25 protein-coding genes and 1 pseudogene are annotated in these 24,110 nt (G+C 73.1%); 17 read left to right on the top strand and 9 right to left on the bottom strand.

The window, feature by feature from the left end; all coding sequences use genetic code 11:
• Window positions 1–65 precede the first annotated feature (65 nt).
• Entirely contained in the window at window positions 66–860 is a 795-nt protein-coding gene (locus ABT247_RS17475) for an AAC(3) family N-acetyltransferase (RefSeq protein ID WP_350743668.1), read from the bottom strand.
• Between the two features lie 283 nt (window positions 861–1,143).
• Here ABT247_RS17475 and ABT247_RS17470 point away from each other — a divergent pair, with 283 nt between their 5' ends.
• Window positions 1,144–2,535: an MFS transporter gene (locus ABT247_RS17470; protein WP_350743667.1), complete on the top strand. Its 1,392-nt coding sequence runs from the start codon at window positions 1,144–1,146 to the stop codon at window positions 2,533–2,535.
• On the opposite strand, the gene ABT247_RS17465 is transcribed toward ABT247_RS17470, so the two are convergent.
• From ABT247_RS17465 to ABT247_RS17455, 3 genes are read right to left on the bottom strand one after another with little or no spacing between them, the layout of a single operon-like run.
• On the bottom strand, window positions 2,524–3,828 hold the full coding sequence (locus tag ABT247_RS17465) for an MFS transporter (RefSeq protein ID WP_350743666.1): 1,305 nt from the start codon (window positions 3,826–3,828) through the stop codon (window positions 2,524–2,526). The genes ABT247_RS17470 and ABT247_RS17465 overlap by 12 nt on opposite strands.
• Complete coding sequence (locus ABT247_RS17460; protein ID WP_350743665.1) at window positions 3,825–4,796, bottom strand: LLM class flavin-dependent oxidoreductase; 972 nt, start codon at window positions 4,794–4,796, stop codon at window positions 3,825–3,827. Before ABT247_RS17460 ends, ABT247_RS17465 begins: the two co-directional genes overlap by 4 nt.
• A complete protein-coding gene (locus tag ABT247_RS17455; protein ID WP_350743664.1) occupies window positions 4,793–5,788 on the bottom strand; it encodes an FkbO/Hyg5 family chorismatase in 996 nt (331 codons plus the stop codon). The genes ABT247_RS17460 and ABT247_RS17455 overlap by 4 nt, the downstream gene beginning before the upstream one ends.
• Before the next feature lie 243 nt (window positions 5,789–6,031).
• On the opposite strand from ABT247_RS17455, the gene ABT247_RS17450 reads away from it, so the two are divergent.
• From ABT247_RS17450 to ABT247_RS17385, 14 genes are all read left to right on the top strand, one after another.
• The gene (locus ABT247_RS17450; protein WP_350743663.1) at window positions 6,032–6,481 is read left to right on the top strand and encodes a MarR family winged helix-turn-helix transcriptional regulator; all 450 of its coding nucleotides are present in this window, start codon (window positions 6,032–6,034) and stop codon (window positions 6,479–6,481) included.
• A 231-nt stretch (window positions 6,482–6,712) separates the two neighbouring features.
• Entirely contained in the window at window positions 6,713–8,182 is a 1,470-nt protein-coding gene (locus ABT247_RS17445) for an AMP-binding protein (RefSeq protein WP_350743662.1), read from the top strand.
• On the top strand, window positions 8,179–8,445 hold the full coding sequence (locus ABT247_RS17440; protein ID WP_350743661.1) for a phosphopantetheine-binding protein: 267 nt from the start codon (window positions 8,179–8,181) through the stop codon (window positions 8,443–8,445). Before ABT247_RS17445 ends, ABT247_RS17440 begins: the two co-directional genes overlap by 4 nt.
• 172 nt (window positions 8,446–8,617) lie before the next feature.
• Window positions 8,618–8,992 carry an ectoine synthase gene (locus tag ABT247_RS17435; RefSeq protein ID WP_350743660.1) on the top strand — a complete coding sequence of 125 codons (375 nt, stop codon included), beginning with the start codon at window positions 8,618–8,620 and terminating at the stop codon, window positions 8,990–8,992.
• Between the two features lie 192 nt (window positions 8,993–9,184).
• Window positions 9,185–10,303, top strand: a complete 1,119-nt coding sequence (locus tag ABT247_RS17430) for an acyl-CoA dehydrogenase family protein (RefSeq protein ID WP_350743659.1) — start codon at window positions 9,185–9,187, stop codon at window positions 10,301–10,303.
• Window positions 10,304–10,320: 17 nt separating this feature from the next.
• The gene (locus tag ABT247_RS17425; protein WP_350743658.1) at window positions 10,321–10,995 is read left to right on the top strand and encodes a transglutaminase-like domain-containing protein; all 675 of its coding nucleotides are present in this window, start codon (window positions 10,321–10,323) and stop codon (window positions 10,993–10,995) included.
• Between the two features lie 12 nt (window positions 10,996–11,007).
• Window positions 11,008–11,817, top strand: coding sequence for a maleate cis-trans isomerase family protein (locus ABT247_RS17420; protein ID WP_350743657.1), 810 nt, complete (start codon window positions 11,008–11,010; stop codon window positions 11,815–11,817).
• The gene (locus ABT247_RS17415) at window positions 11,814–12,086 is read left to right on the top strand and encodes a DUF6253 family protein (RefSeq protein ID WP_350743656.1); all 273 of its coding nucleotides are present in this window, start codon (window positions 11,814–11,816) and stop codon (window positions 12,084–12,086) included. The genes ABT247_RS17420 and ABT247_RS17415 overlap by 4 nt, the downstream gene beginning before the upstream one ends.
• A 569-nt stretch (window positions 12,087–12,655) precedes the next feature.
• Window positions 12,656–13,237: a TetR family transcriptional regulator gene (locus ABT247_RS17410; protein ID WP_350743655.1), complete on the top strand. Its 582-nt coding sequence runs from the start codon at window positions 12,656–12,658 to the stop codon at window positions 13,235–13,237.
• Between the two features lie 517 nt (window positions 13,238–13,754).
• The gene (locus tag ABT247_RS17405; protein WP_350743654.1) at window positions 13,755–14,957 is read left to right on the top strand and encodes an IS701 family transposase; all 1,203 of its coding nucleotides are present in this window, start codon (window positions 13,755–13,757) and stop codon (window positions 14,955–14,957) included.
• Window positions 14,958–15,254: 297 nt separating this feature from the next.
• Window positions 15,255–15,743 (top strand): nucleoside deaminase, encoded by a 489-nt coding sequence (locus ABT247_RS17400; protein WP_350743653.1) that lies wholly within the window; start codon window positions 15,255–15,257, stop codon window positions 15,741–15,743.
• A complete protein-coding gene (locus tag ABT247_RS17395) occupies window positions 15,740–16,399 on the top strand; it encodes a DsbA family oxidoreductase (RefSeq protein ID WP_350743652.1) in 660 nt (219 codons plus the stop codon). Before ABT247_RS17400 ends, ABT247_RS17395 begins: the two co-directional genes overlap by 4 nt.
• Before the next feature lie 325 nt (window positions 16,400–16,724).
• Complete coding sequence (locus ABT247_RS17390) at window positions 16,725–17,045, top strand: DMT family transporter (RefSeq protein ID WP_350743651.1); 321 nt, start codon at window positions 16,725–16,727, stop codon at window positions 17,043–17,045.
• Between the two features lie 57 nt (window positions 17,046–17,102).
• Window positions 17,103–17,504, top strand: coding sequence for a DMT family transporter (locus tag ABT247_RS17385; RefSeq protein ID WP_350743650.1), 402 nt, complete (start codon window positions 17,103–17,105; stop codon window positions 17,502–17,504).
• Window positions 17,505–17,777: 273 nt separating this feature from the next.
• On the opposite strand, the gene ABT247_RS17380 is transcribed toward ABT247_RS17385, so the two are convergent.
• Window positions 17,778–18,590 (bottom strand): class I SAM-dependent methyltransferase, encoded by an 813-nt coding sequence (locus ABT247_RS17380; RefSeq protein WP_350743649.1) that lies wholly within the window; start codon window positions 18,588–18,590, stop codon window positions 17,778–17,780.
• 272 nt (window positions 18,591–18,862) lie between these two features.
• Between ABT247_RS17380 and ABT247_RS17375 the strand changes: the two genes are divergently transcribed.
• Entirely contained in the window at window positions 18,863–19,372 is a 510-nt protein-coding gene (locus ABT247_RS17375; RefSeq protein WP_350743648.1) for a DinB family protein, read from the top strand.
• Window positions 19,373–19,387: 15 nt separating this feature from the next.
• Here the strand turns inward: ABT247_RS17375 and ABT247_RS17370 are convergent, their stop codons facing one another.
• Together ABT247_RS17370 and ABT247_RS17365 are read right to left on the bottom strand one after the other, a co-directional pair.
• Entirely contained in the window at window positions 19,388–19,960 is a 573-nt protein-coding gene (locus ABT247_RS17370) for an ATP-binding protein (protein WP_350743647.1), read from the bottom strand.
• Between the two features lie 197 nt (window positions 19,961–20,157).
• Window positions 20,158–21,843, bottom strand: a complete 1,686-nt coding sequence (locus ABT247_RS17365) for a CehA/McbA family metallohydrolase (protein ID WP_350743646.1) — start codon at window positions 21,841–21,843, stop codon at window positions 20,158–20,160.
• A 501-nt stretch (window positions 21,844–22,344) separates the two neighbouring features.
• Between ABT247_RS17365 and ABT247_RS17360 the strand changes: the two genes are divergently transcribed.
• A complete protein-coding gene (locus ABT247_RS17360; protein WP_350743645.1) occupies window positions 22,345–23,031 on the top strand; it encodes a polysaccharide deacetylase family protein in 687 nt (228 codons plus the stop codon).
• A 59-nt stretch (window positions 23,032–23,090) separates the two neighbouring features.
• On the opposite strand, the gene ABT247_RS17355 is transcribed toward ABT247_RS17360, so the two are convergent.
• Together ABT247_RS17355 and ABT247_RS17350 are read right to left on the bottom strand one after the other, a co-directional pair.
• Window positions 23,091–23,474, bottom strand: coding sequence for a barstar family protein (locus ABT247_RS17355; RefSeq protein WP_350743644.1), 384 nt, complete (start codon window positions 23,472–23,474; stop codon window positions 23,091–23,093).
• 46 nt (window positions 23,475–23,520) lie between these two features.
• Window positions 23,521–24,009: pseudogene (locus tag ABT247_RS17350) on the bottom strand (4'-phosphopantetheinyl transferase family protein); the annotation flags it as partial.
• Window positions 24,010–24,110 lie beyond the last annotated feature (101 nt).

Genomic DNA, 24,110 nt, shown 5'->3' with positions numbered 1-24,110 from the left:
CCGAACCGGAGCGTGAACGGGCCGCCGGGCACCGCCGCTCCGTCGGCCGTCCGCCGTCGTCCCGTTCAGGCCTGCCCGAGCAGCTCGGTGAGGCGGCGGACGGCGAAGGGTATGAGGTCGCGGACCGGCAGCAGCCGGCACGGCGCGTCGCCGACCGCCACCTCGCGGATGCCGGCCCGTTCCTCGAACTCCCGCCCCACCACGGGGAAGTGGGTGTCGTTGTCGTCGCCGACGTCGGGCGCCTCGATCCAGACCCGCTCGCCCTGGATCGCCATCGGGAAGCGCCGCAGCTTGAGCCGGCGGTTGGGGGCGAAGGTCTCGGCGTAGTGCAGGAAGGTGTTGCGGTTGTGCCCGACGCCGACCAGCAGCACGTACCCGCCGAGGTCGTGCAGCGCGCCGAAGGGCGACTCCCGGCCGACGGCGAAGCCGAGCGAGCGGCGGGCGGTGACCTCCCGGGCGTGCGCGCCGACGGCGGCGACCGAGGCCTGCGGGTGGGTGCTGCGGTGGCTCTCCGGCAGGGCGCGCAGTGCCTCGGCCACCGCGCCCATGCGGGACGGCAGCCCGGAGTGGAACAGCGGCACGGCGGCCCGGAGTTCGGCCACCTCGGGGGTGGGCGGCCCGGTGTGGCCGGGCACCGGGTCACGGACCGTGTCGGTGGTGAAGGTGGGCACTGCGACGGTGCCGCCCGGGCCGACCGCCTCGCGCAGACTGGCCACCACGGCCGGGGCGCCGCCGTCGACCCGGCCGAGGCTGGAGAGCGAGGAGTGCACGATCAGCGACATGCCCTCGCGGACGCCGACCCGGCGCCAGCCGGCCACGAGTTCGGCGGTGGTGAGCGGGCTGCTGCCCGGTGCGGTCATGGTGCGCCCCCGTGAGAATCCGATCGTTCGGGAGCGACCGTAGCGGGCGGCACTGACAGTCGGTGCGTCGGTCCCGGTGCATGAGGAGCGAGGGTGCCGCCGGGACGCGCGGCGGCCGCGGGCCGGCCCGCGCCTTCCCCGGAACCAGGGGTTCCATAGGTCTCTCGACATGAAGTATCTTGACGTCGAGATTGGATCGATCGTGGAACGGGGGCCTCACATGCGGGGGAACGGGCTGCTGGCACAGCTGCGGCGGCCGCCGGGAGGGCGGGACGCGCGGACCATGCTGCTGGCCCAAGGCGTGGACCGGACCGGCACCGGGGTCTGGGCGGCCGCGTCGGTGCTGTACTTCACCTACGTGTGCCGGATGGACGCGGGCAGCCTCGGCCTGCTGCTCGGCGTGGGCGCGGTGGCGGGGATCGCCGGGTCGCCGCTGGCCGGCCGGGCCGCCGAACGGCTGCCGGTGCGGGGGTTGCTGATCGCGTGCCACCTGCTCCGGGTGGGCACGATGGGCCTCCTGCTGGTGGTCGACCGCTTCGCCGCGCTGCTGGCGGCCGTCGCCCTGACCTGTCTGGCCGAGCGCGGCGCGAAGACGTTGGAGATGCTGTTCGCCACCAGGGTCGCGGGCGAGCGGCGCAGCACGTACCAGGCGCTGTTCCGCAGCGTGGCAAACGCCGGGTACGCGGTCGGGGCGGGCATCGCGGCGATCGGCCTCGCGGTGGGGACGACGACCGCCTACCGCGCGCTGATCGTGGCCAACGCGCTCTCGTTCGTCCTGGCCGCCGTGCTGATCCGGCGCACCGAGGAGCCGGCGGGCCACGGGCTGGTGGTGGCCGCGCGGCCCGGGGAGCCGACCGGCGCGTCCCCGGCGGGCGGGCCGTCCGGGGGTTCGCGTCCGGCCCGTGCGCCGTCGCCGGGTGCGCCGTCGCAGGGTGCGCCGTTGCAGGCCGAGCCGTCGCCGGGCGGGACGCCGGTCGTGGGCCCGTCGGTCCACGGGGCACCGGACGGGGGGCCGTCCGGCCTGCCGAGCCCCTGGCGTGACCGCGGCTACCTGCTGTTCGTCCTGCTCGACCTGCCGATGTGCCTGGACGACTCGGTCCTCAACGTCGGCCTTCCGCTCTGGCTCGTCCACCGCACCGACGCGCCGCACGCCGTCGTCCCGGTCTTCCTGACGGTCAACACCGTGCTGGTGGTGCTGCTGCAACTGCGCGTCTCCGCCTGGGCCGAGGGCCCGCGCGGGGCGACGACGGCGGTGCGCTGGTACGGGGTGCTGATGCTGGGTGCCTGTGTGCTGGTCGCCCTCTCCACCGGCGGCGGGGCCTGGACCGCCTCGATCGCCCTGCTGGCCGCCGCGGCCGTGGTCACCCTGGCGGAGCTGATGCGGTCGGTGAGCTCCTGGGAGCTGGCGGTCAGCCTGGCGCCGCCGCGCGCCCGGGCCTCGTACCTGGGGGTGGCGGGGATGTCCCAGTCGGTGCAGAAGTCGGTGGGGCCGATGCTGCTGACCGGGGTGGTGATGGCGGCCGGACCGGTCGGCTGGCTGGCGCTCGGCGCGGCGTCCACCGGCCTCAGCGCCCTCCAGCACCGGGCGAGTTCACGACGGCTGGCCGCATCGGCGCCGCCGCCGGCCCCGGCGGCACCGGAGCCGGCCGCCGCGGTCGTGCGGTCAGCTCCGTGAGGGGGACGGCTGCTCCGGCGAGCGCCGGAGTGGGGCGTCGCCCGCGGCGGGTCCCGAGACAGAACCCGTGACGGGACCGGCGGCGGAGGCGGTGGGCGCGGGAGTCCGCATCCGGGCCGAGGTGACCAGGAGCGATCCCGCGAACGCCGCCGCGCCGGTGAGGGACGCGAACACCGTGGAGGAGGTGGCGAGGCCGGCGGCGTCGCTCAGGTATCCGGTGAGGATGGGGAGGATGCCGGCGAACAGGTAGCCGCCCGCGCTGAGCGCCGCGTTGGCCTCGGCGAGGCGGCCGGGGACGACCTCGCTCCCCAGGCGGGAGAAGCCGCCGTACTGGCCCATGCCCTGGCCGGCGCCGGCGAGGACCGCCGCCAGGGCCAGCAGTGCGAGGGAGTGGGTGCGCACGGCGGCGGCGGTCGCGAGCATGGCGATCCCGGTGACGACGCCGGCGGCACCGAGGATCCGCCCGAGCGGCAGCTTCTTGATCAGGAACTGCACGCCGGTGGACGCCCCGAACATCATGAAGCCGATCCCGCCGGTGACCAGCCGGTTGCCGGTGTGCAGGAGCGGACCGAGCAGGATCGGCCCCAGGGCGAGCAGGAGTGACGTCCCCGTCATGCCGGGGATGTACACCATGAGGCTGGTGGCCAGGCCCCGCCGGTTGGCGCGGGGGACCGACGGCAACCGCAGCCGGCTCCCGGCGGCCGCCTCCCGGGGGCCCGGCGGGGGCGGCAGATGGACGGTGTGGACGACCGCCAGGGCGGTCAGCAGCAGGACGGCTTCGAGGACGAACACCGTCACGGTGGGGGCCGCCCAGTACTCGGAGACGCTGCCGCCGAGCAGGGGCCCGGTCGCCAGGCCGGTGCCGATGGCCACCGACCCGGCGAGGACCGCCTGCGGGCGCCGTCCCGGCCCTCCGACGTGGGCGACCGCCGCCGTGCCGGCCGACAGCGCCGCACCGACCGCCACCCCGGTGAGCAGCCGCGCGACGATCAGGCTCAGGACGTGGCCGGCCGTCATGAAGAGCGCGCAGGAGACGAGTCCGGCGGCCAGGGCGGGGACCAGTACCCGGCGGGTGCCGTACCGGTCGGCCAGGGCTCCGGTGAACGGCAGCGCCAGGAGCAGGCCCCCGATGTAGGCGGCGAAGACCACCGTCGCGGTGCCGGTGGAGAAGCCGATGCGTTCCTGCCAGACGCCGAGCAACGGGGTGGGGATGTTGGACAGCATGAACACGGCGGTGATCGGCCAGGCCGCCGCCCACACCGCCCAGGCCGGCGCCTGCGGTTCGCGGTTCACAGGCCGCGGAGGATCGGGAGCAGTTCCTGCGCGGTCCGCTGCACGGCGGCGCGGTAGCCGGCCTCCGTGAGGTCGTCGGTGGGCAGGCGCAGGATCAGGTGGCGGGCGCCGTTCTCGACGTAGCGGTTGAGCCAGTCGGCGACCTCCTGCGGGGTGCCGCCGAAGATCCCCTGGGTGGTGCGCATGGTGGTGAGCGGGAGGCCGTAGTAGGCGCGGAAGTAGGACCATAGGGTGTCCTCGGCCTGCCGGCGGTCCCGGTCGACCGCGACGGAGAGGTAGACGGCGCCGGTGACGGCGTCGGCGGGGCGGCCCGCCTCCCGGCGCGCGGCGTCGACCTGCTTCCAGCCCTCGCCGTACTTCTCCGGAGTGGTGGAGGTGGGCATCCAGCCGTCGAAGCGCTCTCCCGCGCGCTGGAGCATCTTGGGCCCGGAGTGGGCGATCCACAGCGGGGGGCCCTGCGGCTGCTGCGGCAGGGGCAGCAGGGCGGCGTCCTGGAGGCGGTAGTGCCGCCCTTCGTAGGAGACGGGCTCGCCGCGGGCGGCCCACAGGGCCTGGCAGATCTCGACGGTCTCCCGCATCCGGCCGAAGCGGGTGGTGAAGTCCAGCCCGTAGTTGGCGAATTCGCGTTCCGTCGCGGGGGAGGCGAAGCCGGATCCGATGCCGGCGACGAGCCGGCCGCCGGAGATCCGGTCGAGGCAGGCGAGCTCGTGCGCCAGGTGGACGGGCGGGCGCAGCGGCATGAGGACGGCGGTGCCCAGCTGGACCCGTTCGGTGGCCGTGGCGGCCGCGGCGAGGGCGAGCAGCGGGTTCATCCGGGAGCGGGCGAGCGGCGACTCCCCGGCCCAGACGGAGTCGAAGCCCGACTCCTCGGCCAGGGCGGCGACGGAGGCGAGGTGCGCGGGGTAGGGGCCCTCGTCGATGACGCTCTCCCGGCCGGGGAGGACGATGCCCACCTTGAGGTCGGTCACAGGTCCCACCCCCGCGCGGGAACGAGGCCCTCGATCTCGACGAGGAGGTCGTCGCGGCAGACGGCGACGTTGAGGTACTTCACCTCGACGCCGAGGCCGAGTTTCTCCTCGCAGACCGCGCGCACCGCCGGGATGTCGGCCTCGTGCCGCACGTACGCCTTGATCATCCTCAGGTCCTTCAGTTCGTGGCCCGCGTCGACGCCCTGGGGGGCGAGGTTCTCGCGGGAGACGAGGTGGGCGATGTTGTCGAGGGTCTCCCGGGTCTGCGCCCGGACGTCCCCGCGGTGGGCGGTCTCGTGGCCGAGGATGGACGCGGTGCCGGAGACGTAGAGCGTGTCCTCCAGCAGGGTGGCCCGGGCGAAGCTCGGCGGCTTGGGGCCGTACTGGTCGGGGTAGTGGTAGGCGGACGTCTGCCGGCTGTTCTCCAGGTGGCGGGGCACTCCCCTCCTGGTCGCCAGGAGGAAGAAGGCGATGCCGCGCCCCTGGGTGCCGATCCCGGTCGCGGCGGGGAGCTGGGCGGTGGTGTCCCCGAGGTAGGTGTGGAACGCCTGGGCGCGGCCCTGGACGAAGTCCTGGTAGACCTCCATGCCCTCGGCGTTGGTGCCGATGATGTCGCCGACGAAGTTCCACATCCGGAAGACGTGGTTGTAGTCGAGGTGGTTGACGAGCGCGAAGGCCTTCTCGTACAGGTTGCGCACCGGGGCCGTGTAGACGTCCTGTTCCGGCAGGAGGCCGGCGACGAACAGGTGGCGGCCGTCGTGGGCGTAGGCGTTGTCGCCGCGCAGGACCCAGCGCGGGCGGTCGGCCACGGTCCAGACCTCGCGGAAGGCGTCGCCGCCGGTGACGGCCATCGGGACGGCGAGGTCGGGGTGGCCGTGCTGGACGCGGGCGAGGCCGGCGGTGGCCCCGTAGGTGACGGTGGCCAGGACGTGGCGGTCCCGCCCCGGGTCGGGTGACCGGTCGAGCGGGGCGAAGTGGGCGCGGATGCTCATGTCAGCGGCGTCCTCGGGTGCGGTGGGCGGTGCCGTGGTCGGCGGGAGGATGGAGCACGGGCCGGCGCGGTCGGCGCCGGGGGCCGCCCGAGGTCTTGCGGGCAGCGTTTGTGTCAAAGAGATTGCTTGTACGTGCAAGCAGAGTGGGCCCGTAAATCTTCGAAAAAGGAAACTCCGGGGCGCCAGGATCTTGCATGCGCATGTACTCTTCTGTCAAGCAACACCCTTGCAACGGAGGCCCTTATGGCAACTTCATCCCACGCGCCCCTGCGTACCTCCGACCAGGCCGCATGGAACCGGGTGCTCTCGCTCCACTCGTACGTGGAGCGGGAGCTGGCCCTGGCGCTACAGCGGCGGCACGGGATCGGACTGTCGGAGTACCGCTCGCTGGAGCACCTGCACCACTCCAAGACGAGCGAGCTGCGGATGCAGGACCTGGCCGACAAGGTCGGGCTGGGGCAGTCGTCGGTGACACGCCTGGTGGGCCGCCTGGAGACGGCCGGCTTCGCGTTCAAGGACCTCTGTCCCTCGGACAAGCGGGGCGTGTACGCCGTCATCACGGACGAGGGGCGCCAGCGCTACCAGGCCGCCCGCGCCACCTATGCGGAGGTCCTGTCCTCCGCGCTGAACACCTTCACCGCCGACCCCGAACTGGGCCCCACGGTCCAGGCCCTGCGCGCCATCCAGGTCTGACCCGCGCCGGCCCGGCGGGCCGGCCGTCCCGACCCCACCCCGAACGCGTTCCGCGTTCGGGGTTTTTGCTTGGACATGCAACTCTGGTGGCCTGCGTCACACTCACTTCGGCAAGTGCATGCTTGACCAAGCATCCACTTGGCCCGGTAACTTCAACGTCGACACCGCACGAATTCGAACAGCCGATCGGCACTCGTCCCGACGGCTGAGCCGACCGCGAGGAATCCCGCCGTGCCATCGTCCCTCCTGGCCGCGACCGTCGCCGCTCACGGCGAGAACCGGCCCCACCGCATCGCGCTCCACTTCAACGACCAGGCCGTCACCTACGGCCGGCTGAACGAACTGACCGGGAGTCTGCGCGCCCACCTGGCGCGGCTGAACCTCCCGGCGGGCAGCACCGTGTGCGTCCCGGCGTACAAGAACCCGCAGACCATCGCCCTGCTGCTGGCCGTCTTCCACGAGGGCCACATCGCCCTCGCGCCCTCACCGGACCTGGGCAGCGCGGCACTCGAACGCCTGGCGCACCAGGCACGCGTCTCCCACCTCCTCACCGCAGCCGACGACGGCGCGCTCACCGCGCTGCCAGTGCGGGCGGAGGAGAGCGAGGCCGAGGGGTTCGCGGTGCCGAACGCGGAGCGGACCCGGCTGCTGCTGACCACCTCCGGCTCGACCGGCACGCCGAAGATCGTACCGATCGAGACCGCCGGGTTCGACGCCTTCGCCGACTGGGCCGTCGACGAGTTCGCGCTCACCTCCGACGAGACCGCCCTGTCCTACGCACCCCTCAACTTCGACCTGGCCCTGCTCGACGTCTGGACCTTCCTCCGGCTCGGGTCGAGCGTCGTCCTGGTGGAGCAGCAGCGGGCGACCGATGCGGCACACCTCGCCGCGCTGGTCAGCCGGCACGACGTCACCTTCGTCCAGGGCGTGCCGATGATGTACCGGCTGCTCCTGGAGGGCGGCGGCACCTTCGCCGCCGTGCGCCACGCGATCTTCACCGGTGACCGCATGCCGGACGACCTCCTGCGCCGCGTCCCGCCGGCGTTCCCCCGGGCCGCCTTCCACAACGTGTTCGGCTGCACGGAGACCAACGACTCCTTCATCCACCGCGTCGACCCCACCGCCGTGGACGGCCCGATGCCCATCGGCCGTCCCATCCGCGGCACCGACGCCCTGGTCGTCGACGGCGAGGGCGCACGCCTCGACGCGGCGGGCACCGGTGAACTCCTGGTGTCCACGCCGTTCCAGACCAGCGGCTACCTGCGGCAGGACCTGAACGACGCGGTGTTCACCCACCTCGACGGCCGGGTCTTCTACCGCACCGGCGACATCGTCACCCGCACCGCCGAGGGCCTCTACTTCCTGGAGGGGCGCGCTGACTGGCACGTCAAGGTCAGGGGCGTCCGCACCAACCTGCAGGAGGTCGAGAACGTCATCGCCGCCCACCCGGACGTCGCGGAGGCGGTGGTCGTGCCGCTGCCGGACCCGCAGGTCGGCGTCCGGCTGCACGCCCACGTCACCCAGCGCCCCGGCACCGACCTCACCAGCCTCCGGCTGCGCACCCACCTGGGCCGCCAGCTTCCGCGCCACGCCATCCCGGCCTCGGTGTACCTCACCGCCGCCCCGCTGCCCCGCACCTCGACGGGCAAGCCCGACCGGAACCTGATCAAGCAGAACCTCATCAAGGGAAGTGACGCATGAGCACCACCACCATCGCCGCCGAGGTCCGCGCCTACATCGTGGACCAGTTCCTGGCCGGGGAGGACGTCTCGGACCTCACCGGTGACTACGACCTGCTCGACTCCGGAGTCATCGACAGCCTCGGCCTGGTGAAGATGCTCGGGCACCTCACCTCCGTCTACCGGATTCCGGTCGACGACATCGACTTCGGCCCGGACGACTTCCGCACCATCGACTCCATCGTCGCGATGATCGCGGACCACCGCCCGGCCGCGGCCGCCTGAGCGACCGCTCCGACGGCCCGGCCCTCCGCGCCGCCCCGACCAGCCGCTCCAGCCGCTCAAGCTGCTCCGGCACCGCACCAACCGGTCCGGCCGCTGCACCGTCCCGCCTGACCGGCCGTACCGCACCACACCGTACCGACGCACCATCCGATTCCGAAGGAGAACCAGAGAGATGTTCACCCGCAGCCTCGATGACGTCGCCGCAGTCGAGTGGGGCAACGGTCTGAGCTACCGGCTCCTGACCAAGCGCGACGGCATGGGCTTCGCCGTCGCCGACACCCTCGTGCGCAAGGGGACCTCGAGCGCCCTGCAGTACCGCAACCACCTGGAGGCCTGCTACTGCATCGGTGGCTCGGGCGAGGTCGTGGAGAAGGACGGCACCCGTCACAAGATCGTGCCGGGCACGATCTACGTCCTGGACAAGCACGACCCGCACTACCTGGTGGCCTCCGCCGACGAGGACCTCCACCTGGTGTCGATCTTCAACCCGCCGATCAACGGGGACGAGAAGCACACCCTGTCCGAGGACGGGTTCTCCCAGTACTGAGCCGCCGCCACCCCTCCGGCGGCCAGTGCACCGCCCGGTCCGGATCCCGCTCGCCGTCGGGGTCCGGGCCGGGCGCCCGGCCGCGTGCGTCCGAGTCCGCGGCCGTCCGCGCGAGCCGTCCACCCGTCGTCCTGGCACGACCTCGATCCACTGTTGCCCGATCCACTGCCGAAACGGACCCCAGGATCTCCCGTGACCGATGACCTGTTTCACCTCACCGCCCCGTGGGCCGAGCAGCTCAACGCCGACACCCGCGAGCTGGACGCGGCGGGCGCCTTCCCGCACGACAAGTGGAAGGCGATCCAGGAGAGCGGCCTGCTGCGCGTCCCCTTCGACCCGGAGTTCGGCGGCGCCGGCCGCAGCCTCACCGAGACGATGCGCGCCCTGGAGGGCCTGGGTTACACCTCCCGGGACGCGGGCCTCTCGTTCTCGACCTCGACGCAGATCGTGTCGGTGGGCACGCCCCTGCAACGGTTCGCCAGCCGCGAACTGAAGGAGGAGTACCTGCCGAGGATCATGTCCGGCGAGGCGATCACCGCCCACGCGATCACCGAGGAGTCCGGCGGGTCGGACGCGATGAACCTGGCCACGGTCGCCCGCCGCGACGGGGACCACTACGTCGTCACGGGCGACAAGATGTTCATCACCAACGCCCCGGTCGCCGACCTCTTCCTGCTCTACGTCCGCACCGGGAAGCCCGGCCCCTTCGGCCTCACCACGCTGCTCGTCGACGCCGACACCCCCGGCCTGACCGTGGGCCCCGCGATGGACAAGATCGGCCTGCGCACCAGCCCGATCGGCACACTCGCCTTCGACGGCATGCGCGTTCCGGTCAGCCGGCGGGTCGGACAGGAGGGCGCCGGATTCCGGGTCCTGGACTACGTGATGAAGCGCGAGGTCCTCTTCGGCTTCTCCATCACCCTCGGCGAGATGACCCGGCGCCTGGAGGAGACCATCGCCTTCGCCAAGGAGCGCCACCAGTTCGGTCGGGCCATCAGCTCCTACCAGGCCGTCTCCCACAAGATCGCGGACATGAAGATCCGGGTGGAGACCGCCCGGAAGTGGCTCACCGACACCGGCGCCAAGGTCGAGCGCAACGAGGACGCCTCGCTCGACCTCGCGGCCACCAAGACCGTGGTGTCGGAGGCCAACGTGCAGACCGCGCTGGACGCGGTGCAGATCCACGGCGGGCGCGGCGTGCTCACCGAGCACGGGATCGAGCGCGACCTGCGCAACTCGATCGCCGGAACGATCTACTCCGGCACCTCCGAGATCCAGCGCAACCGCATCGCCATGCTCCTCGGACTCTGAGCGACAGGAATCCCGACATGACCGACCAGCTGGACCACCTCACCCGCCCGACCGAGTTCCTCGACCACGAGACCGAGGCGGTGCAGGCCTTCGTCGACCACGCCGTCAAGGACCGCTCCGCCGACCGGCGGACCAACGCGGTCGAGCTCTACTACGCGGTGCGCGACGGCGTCGACTACGAGGTCTACGGCGCCCCGCTGACCCGGGAGGGCCTCAAGGCCTCCCACACCGCCACCACCAAGTCCGGTTTCTGCCTGCACAAGTCCGCGCTGTACGCGGCCGCCGTGCGCGCCCTGGGCATTCCGTCCCGCCTGGTGTACGGCGACGTGCGCAACCACCTCGCCTCGCCCCGGCTCCTGGAGCACATCGGGGGCGACGTGTTCTTCCACGGCCTCACCCAGGTCCACCTCGACGGCAAGTGGGTCAAGGCCACCCCGGTGTTCAACAAGCTGCTCTGCAAGCTGTACGGGATGCGGCCGCTGGAGTTCGACGGGCTCAGCGACAGCCTGTACCACCCCCACGAGGGCGGCGGCGCCATGGAGTTCCTCACCGACCACGGTGCCTTCGACGACGTCCCGTACGACTTCGTCCTGGAGGCCATGCGCCGCAAGCACCCCAAGTTCCTCGACGCGGGCGGCACCGGCACCGTCAGCGGTGGCCGCCTGGCCGACGAGTCCGTGCTCACCCGGTAAGGAGAGAAGCCCATGACCAGCGCCCCCTCGCCCGTCGACGGATGGGACGCCTCGACCCGCATCGGCGTCGTCGTGCCGCACGCGGACGTCGGCCCCGAGGCGGAACTGCAGGCCATCGCCCCGGCCACGGTGTCCATCCACGGCTCGCGCATCCACTTCGCCGCGATGCGCGCGGGCGGCGAGATGGACGAGAAGATCCCGCACGACCCGATCCTGGCCTTCGTCCAGGCGCCGTACCTGGACAACGCCGTGGAGCTGCTGGCGGCCTCCCCGCTGCACGCGCTCACCCTCGGCTTCACCTCCTCCAGCTACGCGTTGAAGGCCCAGGGCGAGCGAGAGCTGTACGAGCGGCTGCTGCCCGTCACCCGGGGCCTGCCGATCACCGGGACCACCAAGGCCGCCCGGGCCGCCTTCGACGCGCTCGGCGCCCGCCGCATCGCGGTGGTCAATCCGCCGTGGTTCGACGACACCCTGTCGGGCCAAGGTGCCGACTACTTCCGCGAGTTCGGGTACGAGGTCGTCTACCACGGCCCCTGCGGTCTGCCCTCGAACCAGAAGGCCATCACCCCCGAGAACCTCTCGGAGTGGATCCGCACCACGGTGGCCGCCCACCGGCCGGAGGCCGTTCTCGTGGCCGGCAACGGCATCCGGGCGGTCGGCACCATCAAGGCCCTGGAGGACGAGCTCGGCTTCAACGTCGTCACCGCGAACCAGGTGATCCTCTGGCACGCCCTGCACCTCGCCGGTGCCGCCGCCACCGCCCACGGCATCACCGACTACGGCCACCTGTTCACCACGACACCGAAGGACGACCACTCGTGACGCTGCTCGACGCCCACGGCTACGAGGCCGTCTTCGGCACCCCGGAGGGCGACACCTACCGCCTCCCGCTGGTCTGCTGGCGGGAGACCGGCGACCACATGTACGGCATGGTCCTGATCAAGGGGCACCTGCGGCGCACGGACCACCTGCAGGACTTCCTGCAGTACGACCGCCGGAGCGGCGCCCAGGGGCAGGACGCGTCGGCCGCCTTCGACGCTCCCGCGGTGGACGCCCGGTCGGAGGGCGCACAGCTGCCTGCTCTCCGGTGACACCCGTGCACCGGTCCATGAGTGCGTAAAGTCGCGGTCAACCGCGGGTTGGCACGCCGGTGGTGAAGTCCCATGCCCCTCCGGGGGGGAATCCGGCGGTCCGGCCTTTCCCGAGGCCCCCCGGTCCGTCAACCCGCGCCGCCCGCGGAGAATCCGTTCCGACGGCAGTTCGCCGTGGAACCGAAATGCCGGCCCCCCGGCGCGCGTCGGCCGCCGCGCGCCGGGCCCGTCGGCACGCTTTCCGTTCGACCGCGCCCCCGGGGCGGGGGAGTGCTGACGTCGCGTCCGGTCGGTCCGGACGCGAAGCACCCCCGCCCCGGCCGGTGCGAGGACCCGCGCCCCGGTGCGTGCGGCCGTGCCCGTCTCCGTTCCGCTCCGTTCCCCTCCGGACCGGGCGGACCGGGCTTCCCGACCACACCTCAGGCCGTCGGTGGGCCGGGGTATGCTTGCCGCGTCGTCGCGGGGCAGGTACACGAACCAGTCGGAGGGGCTATGCAACTCACACGATGTCCCCAGGGCGCCCAGCGGGCCGCGACCGCACCCGTCACGCAGTCCCGGAGCGCGCCGCTGTGCTGAGGCAGGCGCGCGCGGAACAGACCCGGTCCGCCCTCATCGACGCCGCCGCCGAGCAGTTCGCCACGCACGGTTACACCGGTGCCACTCTCGCGCGCATCAGCCAGTCCGCCGGTGTGACCTCGGGGGCGTTGACGTTCCACTTCCTGACCAAGGAGGAGCTGGCGCTCGCGGTCGTCGAGGCGGGGGCGGCCGCGGTCAGTTCGGCGCTCCACGAGGTGCAGCAGCTCACCACGCCGGGGCTGGTCGCCGTCAGCCGGCTGACCCAGCTGCTGGCCGCCTTCCTCCAGCAGGACGTCCGGGCCCATGCGGCCATGCGGCTCGCGTACGAGTGCCCCGGGTCCCAGCCCACCTGGGAGGAGGCCTGGCGTCCCACCCTGCTGCACGCCCTCGATCTGGCCCGGGCGGGCGGCACCACCGACACGGAACTGGCCGACATCGAGCTGCTGGTCGGCTACCTGCTGGCCGGTGCCGAGGCGCAGTTGCGCGCGGGCCGCCCGGTCCGGGCCGTGGAGCACGAGCTCGGCCAGCTGTGGCGGCGGGCGGCGGCGGGCTTGAGCGCGCGGTCGGACCACTGACCTGACGGTGCCGAGGCCGGCCGGCCCGTCGGGTCGGACGACCTGCCGTCCGGCCGGTCGTCCCGCCGTACGGCGAGCTCGTCCGCGCCGGTCGGCGTCCGTGGCGTGAGGTCCGTGGTGCGCATGGCGTCGGCGGCGGGGCGTGCGTGGCGTGGCGTCGGCGTGGTGCGCCCGGGCGCGCGACCCTCCGGGCGACCGGCACCCGCCCGGCGGGCCGGGCCCGCGCCTCCTGTCCGCACCCCTGCTCCTGCGCACCGTCCGAACCGGCCCCCTCGCCCGGCGGTGCGCCGCCCGGCCGCGCCCATCACGAAGATCTTGTTTCGTCGACCGGACCGGTTCGCACCCGTCTCGTGGCCCGACCTGCCGGGATCGCGCCATGACGCGCGGGAAGTTGGCGAAGTGGCGGCTGGAATCCCTTTCCCCCAGAAAAAAATACTGGTCATTCTTTAATGTGGGTGGCTGTGTGAATGCTCGCAGCCGCGACACCGGAGGGGAAACTATGAGGGGATGGGACTCCGTGGCCCTGTTCACGGATCAGCTCTTCGGCCACTTGCGCAGGGCCGACCAGCGCAGGTGGGCCCACGCATACGTCAACGGCCTCCTCAGCACACCCGGCAAGAAGTCCATCCGCCGGCTCGCGGCCGTGGCGTGCGACTCCCCGACGGCATCGCAGGCCCTGCACCAGTTCGTCAACGAGAGCCCCTGGGAGTGGGAGCCGGTCTGCGACCAGTTGCGCCGGTGGGCCGAAGCCCGGGTCCGGCCCAGGGCCTGGACGGCCGCCCCCGTGATCCTGCCCAAGCGCGGCGAGAAGTCGTGCGGAGTGCACCGCCGATTCATCCCACAGACCGGCCGGACCGTCAACTGCCAAGTCAGCACTGCCGTTTTCATGTCGACCGACGCGGGCGAACTTCCGGTCGGCTGGTGCCTCGTGCTGCCCGAGCCGTGGGCCCGCGGCCCCCTGCGCGAACGCGCCCGCATCCCGCGGACCGCCACGACCTCGTCCGAGGGCCAACTCCTCGACGTGCTCGACGTGGTGGTGCGGCGCTCGCAGCACGAGAGCGTACCGGTCGTCCTCGACCTCGACGGCTTCCTGGACTCGCGCCGGCTGCTCGACGGACTGATCAAGCGCCGACTGGACTTCGTCGTCGCGATCCCCGACGGCTTCCTGCTGGCCCCGCTGGAGCCGCAGTTCTCCGGTGCGCGCCGACCGGTGATCGCGGCGGCCCGGGTGTTGAGCGACCGGGGCGCGGAGGCCCGTCCCGCTGCCACGAGACCCGGCCGGGGCCCGGTCCAGGACGGCCTGGTCCAGGTGCCCGGTGTCGTCGCGGCCGACCAACGGCCCCAGCCGTTCCGCCTGTTCACCCAGCCCGACGGCCATCCGGCCGGGCCGGGCCGGCTGTGGATCACCAACATGGCGCACCGTCCGGTGGAGGAGCTCCTGGAGTACGCGGAGCGGCAGCCGGCGACCGGCGAGACCGTCGACCTGCTCCAAAGGCGCTTCGGGCTGCGGGACTTCGAGGGCCGCTCGTTCCCCGGCTGGCACCACCACATGGCGCTGGTGTCGGCCGCCTTCATCTACAGCCGCCTGGCGGCCGAACCGGACCGGCAGGGCTCCCGGCCCGGCCCCGGCGAGGGGAGTGACGACGGGCCGAGGCCACCGCTCGGGCCCGGTGCGCGGTGGGCGCAGGAGAAGGCTCCGAGCTACCCCGTCGCGGTCTGAACCAGCCGTGCGGGGCCGGGGAGGCGGGCAGGTGGCCGGCCTCCCCTTTCGGGCGGTCCGGCGGCTTCCGCCGGGCCGTCGCCGGGCCCTGACGACCAGGCATCGGTAATCTTCCGGGCCAGTTCCGGTGGTTGCGATTGACAGCAAGATGTATGTTCATGCAAGCTCTATCTGCTCGCTCGAGTCTTCTGCGGGCTCAGAGAATATGTACATACAAGCAACTACTGGGGACTCCATGCCTGACGTCACGGCGCCCATCTCCCACGCCCCGGCCGCGGTCTGAGCGGGGGAGCAGCGGTGCGCACTTCCGAGCTTTCACAGAGCGAGCTGACCGAGTACGCCCGTGAGGCGGTACGGATCAGCCGCGAGCACGTCGCCAAGGGCGGCATCCCATTCTCCGGCGTGGTGGTCAACCGCGGCCGGATCCTCGGCACCGGCGTCAACCGGGTGCGCGAGGACAACGACCCCACCGCGCACGCCGAGGTGACGGCGCTGCGCGAGGCCGCCGCCACGTACGGGCTGCACGCCACCGCCGGGGCCACCCTGTTCGCCTCCGGCGAGCCGTGTGCCCTGTGCTACATGGCCTCGCTGTACTTCAACGTCAGCCACATCGTGAACGTGGTCGACCGCAAGACGGCCGCCCGGTACGGCTTCGACTACACGAGCTCGTACTCGATCTTCGCCGAGGACCCGGAGAACTGGCCGGTCAAGGTCACCTGGCTGGAACTCCCGGAGGGGACGAAGCCGTTCGAGGAGTTCCTCGCGATGGAACGGGGGCGGTCATGACCGGTACGACGACCGGCAAGATCGGCATCAAGGTCTGGTCGGACTACGTCTGTCCGTTCTGCATGCTCGCCGAGGGGCCCCTGCACGAGGCCACCCGCGACCTCGACGTCGAGATCGAGTGGATGCCGTTCGAACTGCGGCCCCACCCGACCCCGACCCTGCGTCCGGAGGACCCGTACCTGTCGGCGATCTGGGAGCGTTCGGTCTATCCGATGGCCCGGCGGATGGGTGTGGACATCACCCTGCCGACGATCTCCCCGCAGCCCTACACCCGGCTCGCCTTCGAGGGCTACCAGTACGCGGCGGAGCACGGCAGGGCCGCGGAGTACACCCCGCGCGTCCTGCGGGCGTTCTTCCAGGAGAACCGGGACATCGGCCGGATCGAGGTCCTCGCCGACATCGCCGCCGAACTCGGTCTCGACGCCGAGGGGTTCAGCCAGGCGCTGGTCACCGGCAGCTACACCGAGACCCACCGGGCGGCGCTGCGGACCGCCGAGGCCTACCGCATCTCCGTCGCTCCCACGATCATCATCGACGGGCGCCACCGCATCGAAGGCGTCCCCGCCGTGGCCCAGATCCGCAAGGCCGTGCTCGACGCCCAGGCCGAACAGGCCGCCGCCGGCGACGCCCCTGCCTGCCGGATCGACGGGTGCTGACCTGACCCGTTCGCCGGGCCGGCGCACCGGCCGGCCGACGGAACGTCACTGACGCCGTCCGACCGGCCGGATCACCCGGCTGCGGGGCGACGCCCGGCCCACCGGGCCACCGGCTCGTCGGGCCGCCCGACCGACCCCCCGCGTCGGCCCGTCCCACCATCCGCTCGCGCCCGTCGGCGCGCAGCGGAGCACCGCCTCGCCGTTGCGGCCCCGCCCCGACCTCCCGCGTCGCGGGCCCCACGGCGGACCGTTCCCCCGTTCCCCCGTTCCCCCGTTCCCCGTCCCCCGGCGCAACGCCGACCTCCAAAGAACGAAAGGACCAGCCATGCAGTGGTTCTACCTGGCGATCGCGGACATCTTCGAGATCGCCGTCGCCATCGCGGCCGGTAAGGCCGAAGGCTTCAAGAACCGTACGTGGACGGCCGTGACCCTGATCACCGGTGCCCTCGGGACCTTCTTCCTCAGCAAGGCCCTGCTCACCTTCGACGTGGGCGTCGGCTACGCGATCTGGACCTCCGTCGCCGGCATCGGCATCACCCTCCTCGGCGCCCTGCTCTTCGGGCAGCGCCTGAACTGGCGCAAGGCCGTGGGCATCGCCGTCATCATCGCCGGGGTCGTCGGCCTCCAGCTCAGCGGCGCCGCCTGAGAATCCCGTCCCCGTACTCGTCCCCGTCCGACCCACCCTTCGAAAGGACTTCCGCACATGTCCGACACCGGGCGCAACTCGGCCAATTCCTGGATCATGCTCCTGCTCGCCGGCGGGTTCGAAGTCGGCTACGCGCTCTCCGTCGGCGGAAGCCACGGCTTCACCCGCCTGACGTGGTCCCTGGTCGCCGTCGTCTTCTTCCTGCTGACGCTCTGGGCGCTGAGCGCCGCGCTTCGCACCATCGACGTCAGCATCGGCTACGCCGTGTGGGCCGGCATCGGTTCCGTCGGCGCGGCGCTGCTGGGCCCCGTCATCTTCGACGAGACCCTCACCCTGGTCCAGGCCGTGTGGCTGGCCGTGATCATCGCCGGAGTGGTCTGGCTCAAGCTCGCCGACCGGCCGGCGAAGACCTCGGAGGACGCGGCCGTGCCGCTGGAGGCCCAGACCGTGGACGCCTGACGCGTGCCGCTGCCGGAAGCGCCGCCGTGCCGCTCCCGGGCACGCCGATCGAGACGGGTCCCGGTCGGGTGGCCGAGGAGCGGCCGGGGCGCAAGGAAAGGGCCTCGTGGTGGTTCGGCGGGTCTTCGGACCACGGCCGGGGAACCACGAGGCCCTGCCTTCGTGCTCCGCGCCGGTGCGAGCGGAAGCTCCGGCGCCGCCCGGTTCGTGTTGCGAGGGGCCGGAGCCGGAGCCGGTGCCGCGGGGCCCCGGTCGGGCCCGGACGGGTGCGGGTCAGGCCCGGTCGGCGGTGACGACCTGGTAGTCCAGCAGTCCGTCGCGCCAGGCGGTGAGGAAGTGGTGGGTCCAGTGACCGGGCGGCACGGCGTCGGCGAGGTAGCGGTCGAGGCCGGGCCAGACGTGCGAACCGATGGACTCGGTGGCCACGGTGGCGAAACCGGCCGCGGTGAGGCTCGCGACGAAGCCGTCCAGCGGATGGGCGACGTCCAGGCCGTCGGCGAAGCTGGCGAGCAGGATCTTGAGGCGCTCGGCGGCCTCCGGCCCCGGGGCCGTGAAGAAGGTGGTGACCACCAGGCGGCCGCCGGGGCGCAGCACCCGCGCGGCCTCGGCGGCGAAACCCGCCAGCTCGCGGAAGTGCTGGGCGGCCTCGACGGAGTACACGCCGTCCAGGGACCCGTCGGCGAAGGGCAGTTCGTCGGCCGCGCCGATCGTGTAGCCGAGCCGGTCGGGGTAGCTGGCCAGCGCCCGCGCGTTGACGGCGCGGGCGCGCTCGATCTGGTCCGGGTGGATGTCCACGCCCGTCACCGCCGCGAAGCGGAACTCCCGTAGCGCCAGCGCCGCCCCCAGCCCGCGTCCGCAGCCGACCTCCGCCAGCCGCAGCGACTCGCGGGGCTCGGGGAAGGCCCGCAGGACCCGCCGGTACAACTGCTCCTGGCTGCGCACCCGGTCCTCGGTGGTCGGGGCGGTGAGGTCGATGCCCTGCCAGTCGCCGAAGTTGATGAAGCCGCCGGCGAACCCGGGCGTCTGCGACAGGTCGTCAGTGCCGTACGTCCGGCGCACCGTCGGTGGGATGTGGTTGTGGTCCATGGGCCGCTGGGTCTCCTGCTCGATGGGCGCCCGGCCGTCGGGCGCGCGAGGTACGTACCCAAACCTGTGGTGCTGCGAACACGGTACGTGACGATGCCGGCGCGGTGCTCACCCGGTGATCCGCCCACGCGGCACCCCGCCGGGCAGGCCGCCGTGCCTTCGGCGGGCGGGCCCGCGCGGGCGGTGGTCAAAACCCGGTGTCCACGGGCGGACGGTTCGCTACAGTCCGCCGGGAGTTCCAGGCGATCACCGACGAACAGGAGTGACCACGGATGAGCACCGACGAACGCCCCGTACCCGGGCTGACGGACGGCGAGCGCGAAATGCTGCGCGGCTTCCTCGACTACCACCGCGCGACCCTGGCCATGAAGTGCGAGGGCCTCACCGACGAGCAGCTGCGGCAGCGCTCCAGCCCGCCGTCCACGCTCAGCCTCCTCGGGCTGGTCCGCCACATGGCCGAGGTCGAGCGCACCTGGTTCCGCAAGGTGATCAACGGCGAGGACGTCCCGCTGGTGTGGTCCGCGGACGGCGACTACCAGGTGGCCTACGACGCCACCGGCGCCACCCGCGCCGAGGCCTTCGCCGCCTGGCAGGCCGAGGTCGAGCACTCCCGCCGGATCGAACGCGCCGCTCCCAGCCTCGACGTCACCGGCTACCAGCCCCGCTGGGAGGCCGACGTGTCGCTGCGCCTGGTGATGCTGCACCTGATCCACGAGTACGCCCGCCACAACGGGCACGCCGACTTCCTGCGCGAGGCCATCGACGGCGTGGTCGGGGTCTAGCGGCCGCCCGGGGGCCTACCAGCCGAGGAGGTGGGTGCGGGCGGTCAGGGCGCTGAGGACGGCCTTCGCCGTGGTCTCGGGGGTGAGGGCGGAGGTGTCGAGGGTGTGGCGGGCCCCCTCCAGGGCCTCGTTCCGGGCTTCCGAGGCGTTCTGGGCTTCCGGGGCGATCCGGGCTTCCGGGGCGTTCCGGGCTTCCGCGGCCGACGGGCCGGCGTCCAGGACGACGTAGTGGAGGGCGGCGCCCGTGGTGCGGCTCTCCCGGCGGAAGGTGGCGAGGCTGGGCGGCGGCTCCGGGCACTCGACGACGACCTGGTAGCCGCCGGTGGCGTAGGCGAAGGCGGCCTGGGCGGCCGCCGCGAGGGCGGTGGCGTTCTGGCGCCCGGCCTCGGGGAGCTCGACCGGCAGCCGGCCGTTGCGGATGACCCGCAGGAAGTCGTCCGTCCGCAGGTGGACGCTCGGGTACAGCTCCTCGGCGAGCAGCCCCGCGACCGGACTGTGCCCGCCCCCGGTCGGGTCGACGAGGACCAGGACGCCCCCGGCGCCCCGGCCGCCCCCGAGCTCCGGCCCACCTACGGTCGTACGGTTCACAGCTGCTGATCCCTTCGCGGGCCGGGGACGGGCGGATAGCCGGGGCGAGGCGGTCGGAGTGCGAAGGAGCCGGTCGGCCCGGATGCGGACAGCAGACCGCCTCATCCCTACGACTGATGCGTTTCGGGGATCAACCTAGTCCAAACGGGTGCCCCGAGTCGTCCCCCTCCCGGTCCGCGGGCGGTCGCCGCGGGCCGTCAGCGCTCCTCGGCGCGCAGCACGATCGGGTTGGTCAGGGCCGCCATCGGGCCCCAGGGCAGCTCCCCGCCCATCGCGTTGCCCTTCACCGGGCTGCCGTCCGCCCTCGGGTGGCGGACCTCGGCGCGGACGTAGGCGGCGAGCGCGGCGGTGGTGCGCCAGACCACGGTGCCGGAGCCGTCGGCCGGCAGTGACTCCTGGTGCATCTGGCCCTCGTCGGTGAGCAGCCGGACCGTGCCGCCGGGCACCCCGGAGACGCTGAGCCGGACGTCCAGCGGGGCGTCGGCCGGAACGGTCAGCTCCTCGCCGATGCCGGCCCGGCGCCCGTGGCCGGTGACGCTGAGGTCCAGGTGCACGGCGGCGGACTCGGCGAGCCAGCTGCGCCCGGCGCGCAGTCCGTCGAGGACCGCGTCCCGGGTGAGGTCCTCGGCGAGGACGACGGTGTGCGGGGAGCCGATCACCTGGGGCGCGCTGTGGGCGTCGCTGTTGCCCATCGCGGGCAACCAGGAGCGGCCGCCGCGCAGGGCGACGGCGAGGCCGGAGTCCCAGGTGTCGACGGCGGACTCGTCGTCGTACGTCCAGGGGCCGTTCCACACCTCGACGGCGTCGGCCTGCTCGTAGCCGAACTTCCACTGGCAGGCGACGTACGGGCAGTAGGGGTGCGCGGGCACCACCAGGCCGCCGGAGCGGTGGACCTGGCGGACGAAGCGCGGGTACTCCTCGTCCCGGGAGCGGTAGCGCCAGTCCACGAACTGGCCGGGCTCCAGGCCGAGGGCCAACCAGTGGCCGTTGCGGGTGGTGATCTCCTCGCCCGGCAGGATCAGCAGGTCCGGGCCTGCCAGCGGGCCCCAGTCGGCGTGCGAGGAACTGGTGTTGTGGTCGGTGGAGACGATGAAGTCCAGACCTGCCGCCCGGGCACCGGCCGCGACCTCCTCGGGTAGGCGGCGCCCGTCGGAGTGGACGGTGTGCAGGTGGCAGTCGCCCCGGTACCAGGCGCGGCCGCGGCCGCGGGCCCGCTCCGGCGGGTAGTGCGGGGTGAACTCCGGCCCCGGGGTGCCGAAGCGCAGGGTGACCTGGACGTGGTAGTCCAGGCCCTGGGGGGCCACCTGGTAGGGGCCGAGGGCGATGTGCCAGGTGCCCGGGTTGATCGGGCCGGGGAGGTAGCCGGGGGTGGCGGTGTCCCGGGCGAGCGTGAACCCGGTGCGGAATCCGCCGGACCAGCCGCGGAAGCCGGGTCCGCCGAGGTCGGTGCCGCGTTCGTCGAAGATGCCGATGTCGCAGGAGTTGCCGGGGGTGCCGGGCGGGACCTGCGGCCTGTCGTAGCCGTAGGAGACGGCGATCTCCCGGACGCCGTCGGGGACTTCGAATGGAAGGTAGACGAAGTCGGGGGCGCCGGTAAGCAGATGGCCGGTGAGGGTGAGGGTCCGGTCGGTCTGCTGTGCGGCTTGTTCCGAGGCCGGTCGCACGGGTTGCCGGGAGGGCTTGGGCGGGGCCGCGGCGGCCGGCCCGGTGGCGGCGAGGCCGAGGGCGGTGGCGGCACCGGTGGCCAGGCCGGTGCGGAGCAGGGCGCGGCGGGGCGGGTGCGGGGGGTCGGGCTGAGCGGCGGTCGGGGTGGTCGCTCCGGTGGGGGTGGTCGCTCCGGCCGGTGCGGTCACTCCGGTCGGTTCGGGTGGGTCGGCGGGCATCGGGGCCTCCTGCTGGGACGGGGGTGCGCCGGCTGTCTGCCCACGGGGGGTGAACCGGGGGTGAGGCGGGGCGCACCGGGGTGGGGCGGGTCGGTGAAGGGGGTGCGGGCGGGGACGGGGGCGAGTTGCGGGGAGTGACGAATGGTCGGTTCATAGTCATGTAGTCAGTCGATATGACCAGTGGCGATGGATCGGGAGGCCGGTGTGGCACTGAGTCGGCGGGCGCTGTTGACGGCGGCGGTGGCCGGTGGCGCGCTGGCGGGGTGCCGGACGAAGCGGGCCGTCGAGGCCGGGCCGGCTGCTCCGGCTGCGGCCGGGGCGTCGGCCTCCGCTCCGGGTGCTCCGTCTGCTCCGGCCGCGCCGTCGCCGTCGGCGTCGCCGACGTCAGCGACGACGGCCGCGGTGACGCCGACGGCCGCGCCCGCCGCCACCTCGTCAGCGGTCCCGGCAGCGGCCCCGTCGGCCGCGCCCGCGGCCCGCCGGGAGCCGACCCGCGAGGAGGTGGTCCAACGCTACGGCGGCACGGCCCCCGGGGACTGGGGGCTGGAGGTCGCCGGGGTGATCACCGAGTTGCCCGAGGGGGAGCGGGCCATGGCGCTGACCTTCGACGCCTGCGGCGGACCCGGCGGGAACGGCTACGACGCCGACCTGATCGACTTCCTGCGCGGGAGCCGCGTCCCGGCGACGCTCTTCCTGAACGCCCGCTGGATCGACGCCAACCCCGACGTGTTCGAGCAGCTCGCCGCCGATCAGCTGTTCGAGATCGGCAACCACGGCACCGTCCACCGGCCGCTCTCGGTGACCGGCAGGTCCGCCTACGGCATCGCCGGGACGGGCGACGTCGGCGAGGTGTACGACGAGGTCGCGGGCAACGCCCGGAAGCTGGCGGAACTGCTGGGGCGCCCGCCCCGGTTCTTCCGCTCCGGCACCGCCCACTACGACGACGTGGCCACCAGGGTGGTCGCCGACCTGGGCGAACACATCGCCGGATTCACCGTGAACGGGGACGACGGCGCCACGCTCAGGGCCGCCGAGGTGCGCGCCGAGGTGGCGTCGGCCCCGCCCGGGGCGATCGTCATCGGCCACATGAACCACCCGGGCGGCGGCACCGCCCCCGGGTTCGCGGCGGCGGTGTCGGACCTGCTGGGGGCGGGGCGGCGGTTCGTCCGGCTGTCCGACGTGATGTGAGGCCGGGGCGAACGCCCCGACGGTCGGCAGGTTTCGGAGGCGGTCGGCGGTCGGCGACGCTACGCCAGACGGAGGCCGCCCGGGTGCTCCTCCTCGATGACCTGGACCAGCCAGTCGAAGACCGTCGGCCCCTCGCCCGCCCGGGCGGCGGCCAGCGCGGCGGCGACGTGCTCCCGGTTGGCGGGGTGGCAGCGCGTCAGCCGCAGCTCCAGTTGCCGGACCGTCTCCGGGTACCCGAGGTTGCGGCGGGAGACCGCGTGGTCGCGCCACTCGATGACGTAGTCGCCGTCCTCCGGCGTGCCGTAACCGCCGCGCAGGCAGTCGGCGAAGGCGTCGAGGTTGCGGCCGAAGTAGCCGTCCGCGCCCATCTCCCGTCCGACCGCGTCCCAGAAGTCGTCCAGGTCGCCGATCGTGCTGCCGTCGATCACGTAGGTCACCGTCACGCCGTCGAGGATATGCCCGGCCGGCGAACGGGCCGACGACGGGCGGTTACGGCTCGAGGGCGATCGCCGTGGCGACCAGCCCGCCGCGCACCGCCCAGCGGCCGTCGAAGCCCTCCAGGCGGCGGCCGCCGACCACCGGGCCGGGCACCAGCAGCCGGGCGGAGAAGGTGCCGTCGGGGGAGAGGTCGAGCTCGGCCTCGTGGAAGTCCAGCCAGAGGGCGGTCAGCGGGAACCAGGTCTTGTAGACGGACTCCTTGGCGCTGAACAGGATGCGGTCCCACGGCGTGTCCGGGTGCTCGGCGGCCAGCTTGGCCAGCCGCTGCTGCTCGACGGGCAGGGCGACGGAGTCCAGGACGCCCTCCGGCAGCGGCAGCGCGGGCTCGGCGTCGATGCCGAGGGAGGCCAGGGTGCCGGCCCGGGCGACGGCGGCCGCGCGGAAGCCGTCGCAGTGGGTGAGGCTGCCGATCACGCCGTCCGGCCAGCTCGGGGCGCCGCGCAACCCGGGGACGAGCGGGCGGTACGGGACGCCCAGACGGCCCAGTCGTACCCCCACAGCAGCGCCTTGTGCAGCAGCCAGTCCTCCACCCGCGGTCCGTCGCGGCCCTCGTGCGGGGCGAGGACCAGGGCCACCCAGAG

It is taken from the genome of Kitasatospora sp. NPDC001539 (genome assembly GCF_040298565.1).
In the GTDB taxonomy this organism is placed as follows: Bacteria; Actinomycetota; Actinomycetes; order Streptomycetales; family Streptomycetaceae; genus Kitasatospora.
This window is presented reverse-complemented; position numbering and strand designations above follow the sequence as displayed.

Bases quoted from the DNA above. Each gene is read 5' to 3' on its own strand.
- ABT247_RS17475 (WP_350743668.1), bottom strand. From the start codon at position 860: ATGACCGCACCGGGCAGCAGCCCGCTCACCACCGCCGAACTCGTGGCC.
- ABT247_RS17470 (WP_350743667.1), top strand. From the start codon at position 1,144: ATGCTGCTGGCCCAAGGCGTGGACCGGACCGGCACCGGGGTCTGGGCG.
- ABT247_RS17455 (WP_350743664.1), bottom strand. From the start codon at position 5,788: ATGAGCATCCGCGCCCACTTCGCCCCGCTCGACCGGTCACCCGACCCG.
- ABT247_RS17450 (WP_350743663.1), top strand. From the start codon at position 6,032: ATGGCAACTTCATCCCACGCGCCCCTGCGTACCTCCGACCAGGCCGCA.
- ABT247_RS17440 (WP_350743661.1), top strand. From the start codon at position 8,179: ATGAGCACCACCACCATCGCCGCCGAGGTCCGCGCCTACATCGTGGAC.
- ABT247_RS17435 (WP_350743660.1), top strand. From the start codon at position 8,618: ATGTTCACCCGCAGCCTCGATGACGTCGCCGCAGTCGAGTGGGGCAAC.
- ABT247_RS17425 (WP_350743658.1), top strand. From the start codon at position 10,321: ATGACCGACCAGCTGGACCACCTCACCCGCCCGACCGAGTTCCTCGAC.
- ABT247_RS17420 (WP_350743657.1), top strand. From the start codon at position 11,008: ATGACCAGCGCCCCCTCGCCCGTCGACGGATGGGACGCCTCGACCCGC.
- ABT247_RS17395 (WP_350743652.1), top strand. From the start codon at position 15,740: ATGACCGGTACGACGACCGGCAAGATCGGCATCAAGGTCTGGTCGGAC.
- ABT247_RS17390 (WP_350743651.1), top strand. From the start codon at position 16,725: ATGCAGTGGTTCTACCTGGCGATCGCGGACATCTTCGAGATCGCCGTC.
- ABT247_RS17385 (WP_350743650.1), top strand. From the start codon at position 17,103: ATGTCCGACACCGGGCGCAACTCGGCCAATTCCTGGATCATGCTCCTG.
- ABT247_RS17380 (WP_350743649.1), bottom strand. From the start codon at position 18,590: ATGGACCACAACCACATCCCACCGACGGTGCGCCGGACGTACGGCACT.
- ABT247_RS17375 (WP_350743648.1), top strand. From the start codon at position 18,863: ATGAGCACCGACGAACGCCCCGTACCCGGGCTGACGGACGGCGAGCGC.
- ABT247_RS17365 (WP_350743646.1), bottom strand. From the start codon at position 21,843: ATGCCCGCCGACCCACCCGAACCGACCGGAGTGACCGCACCGGCCGGA.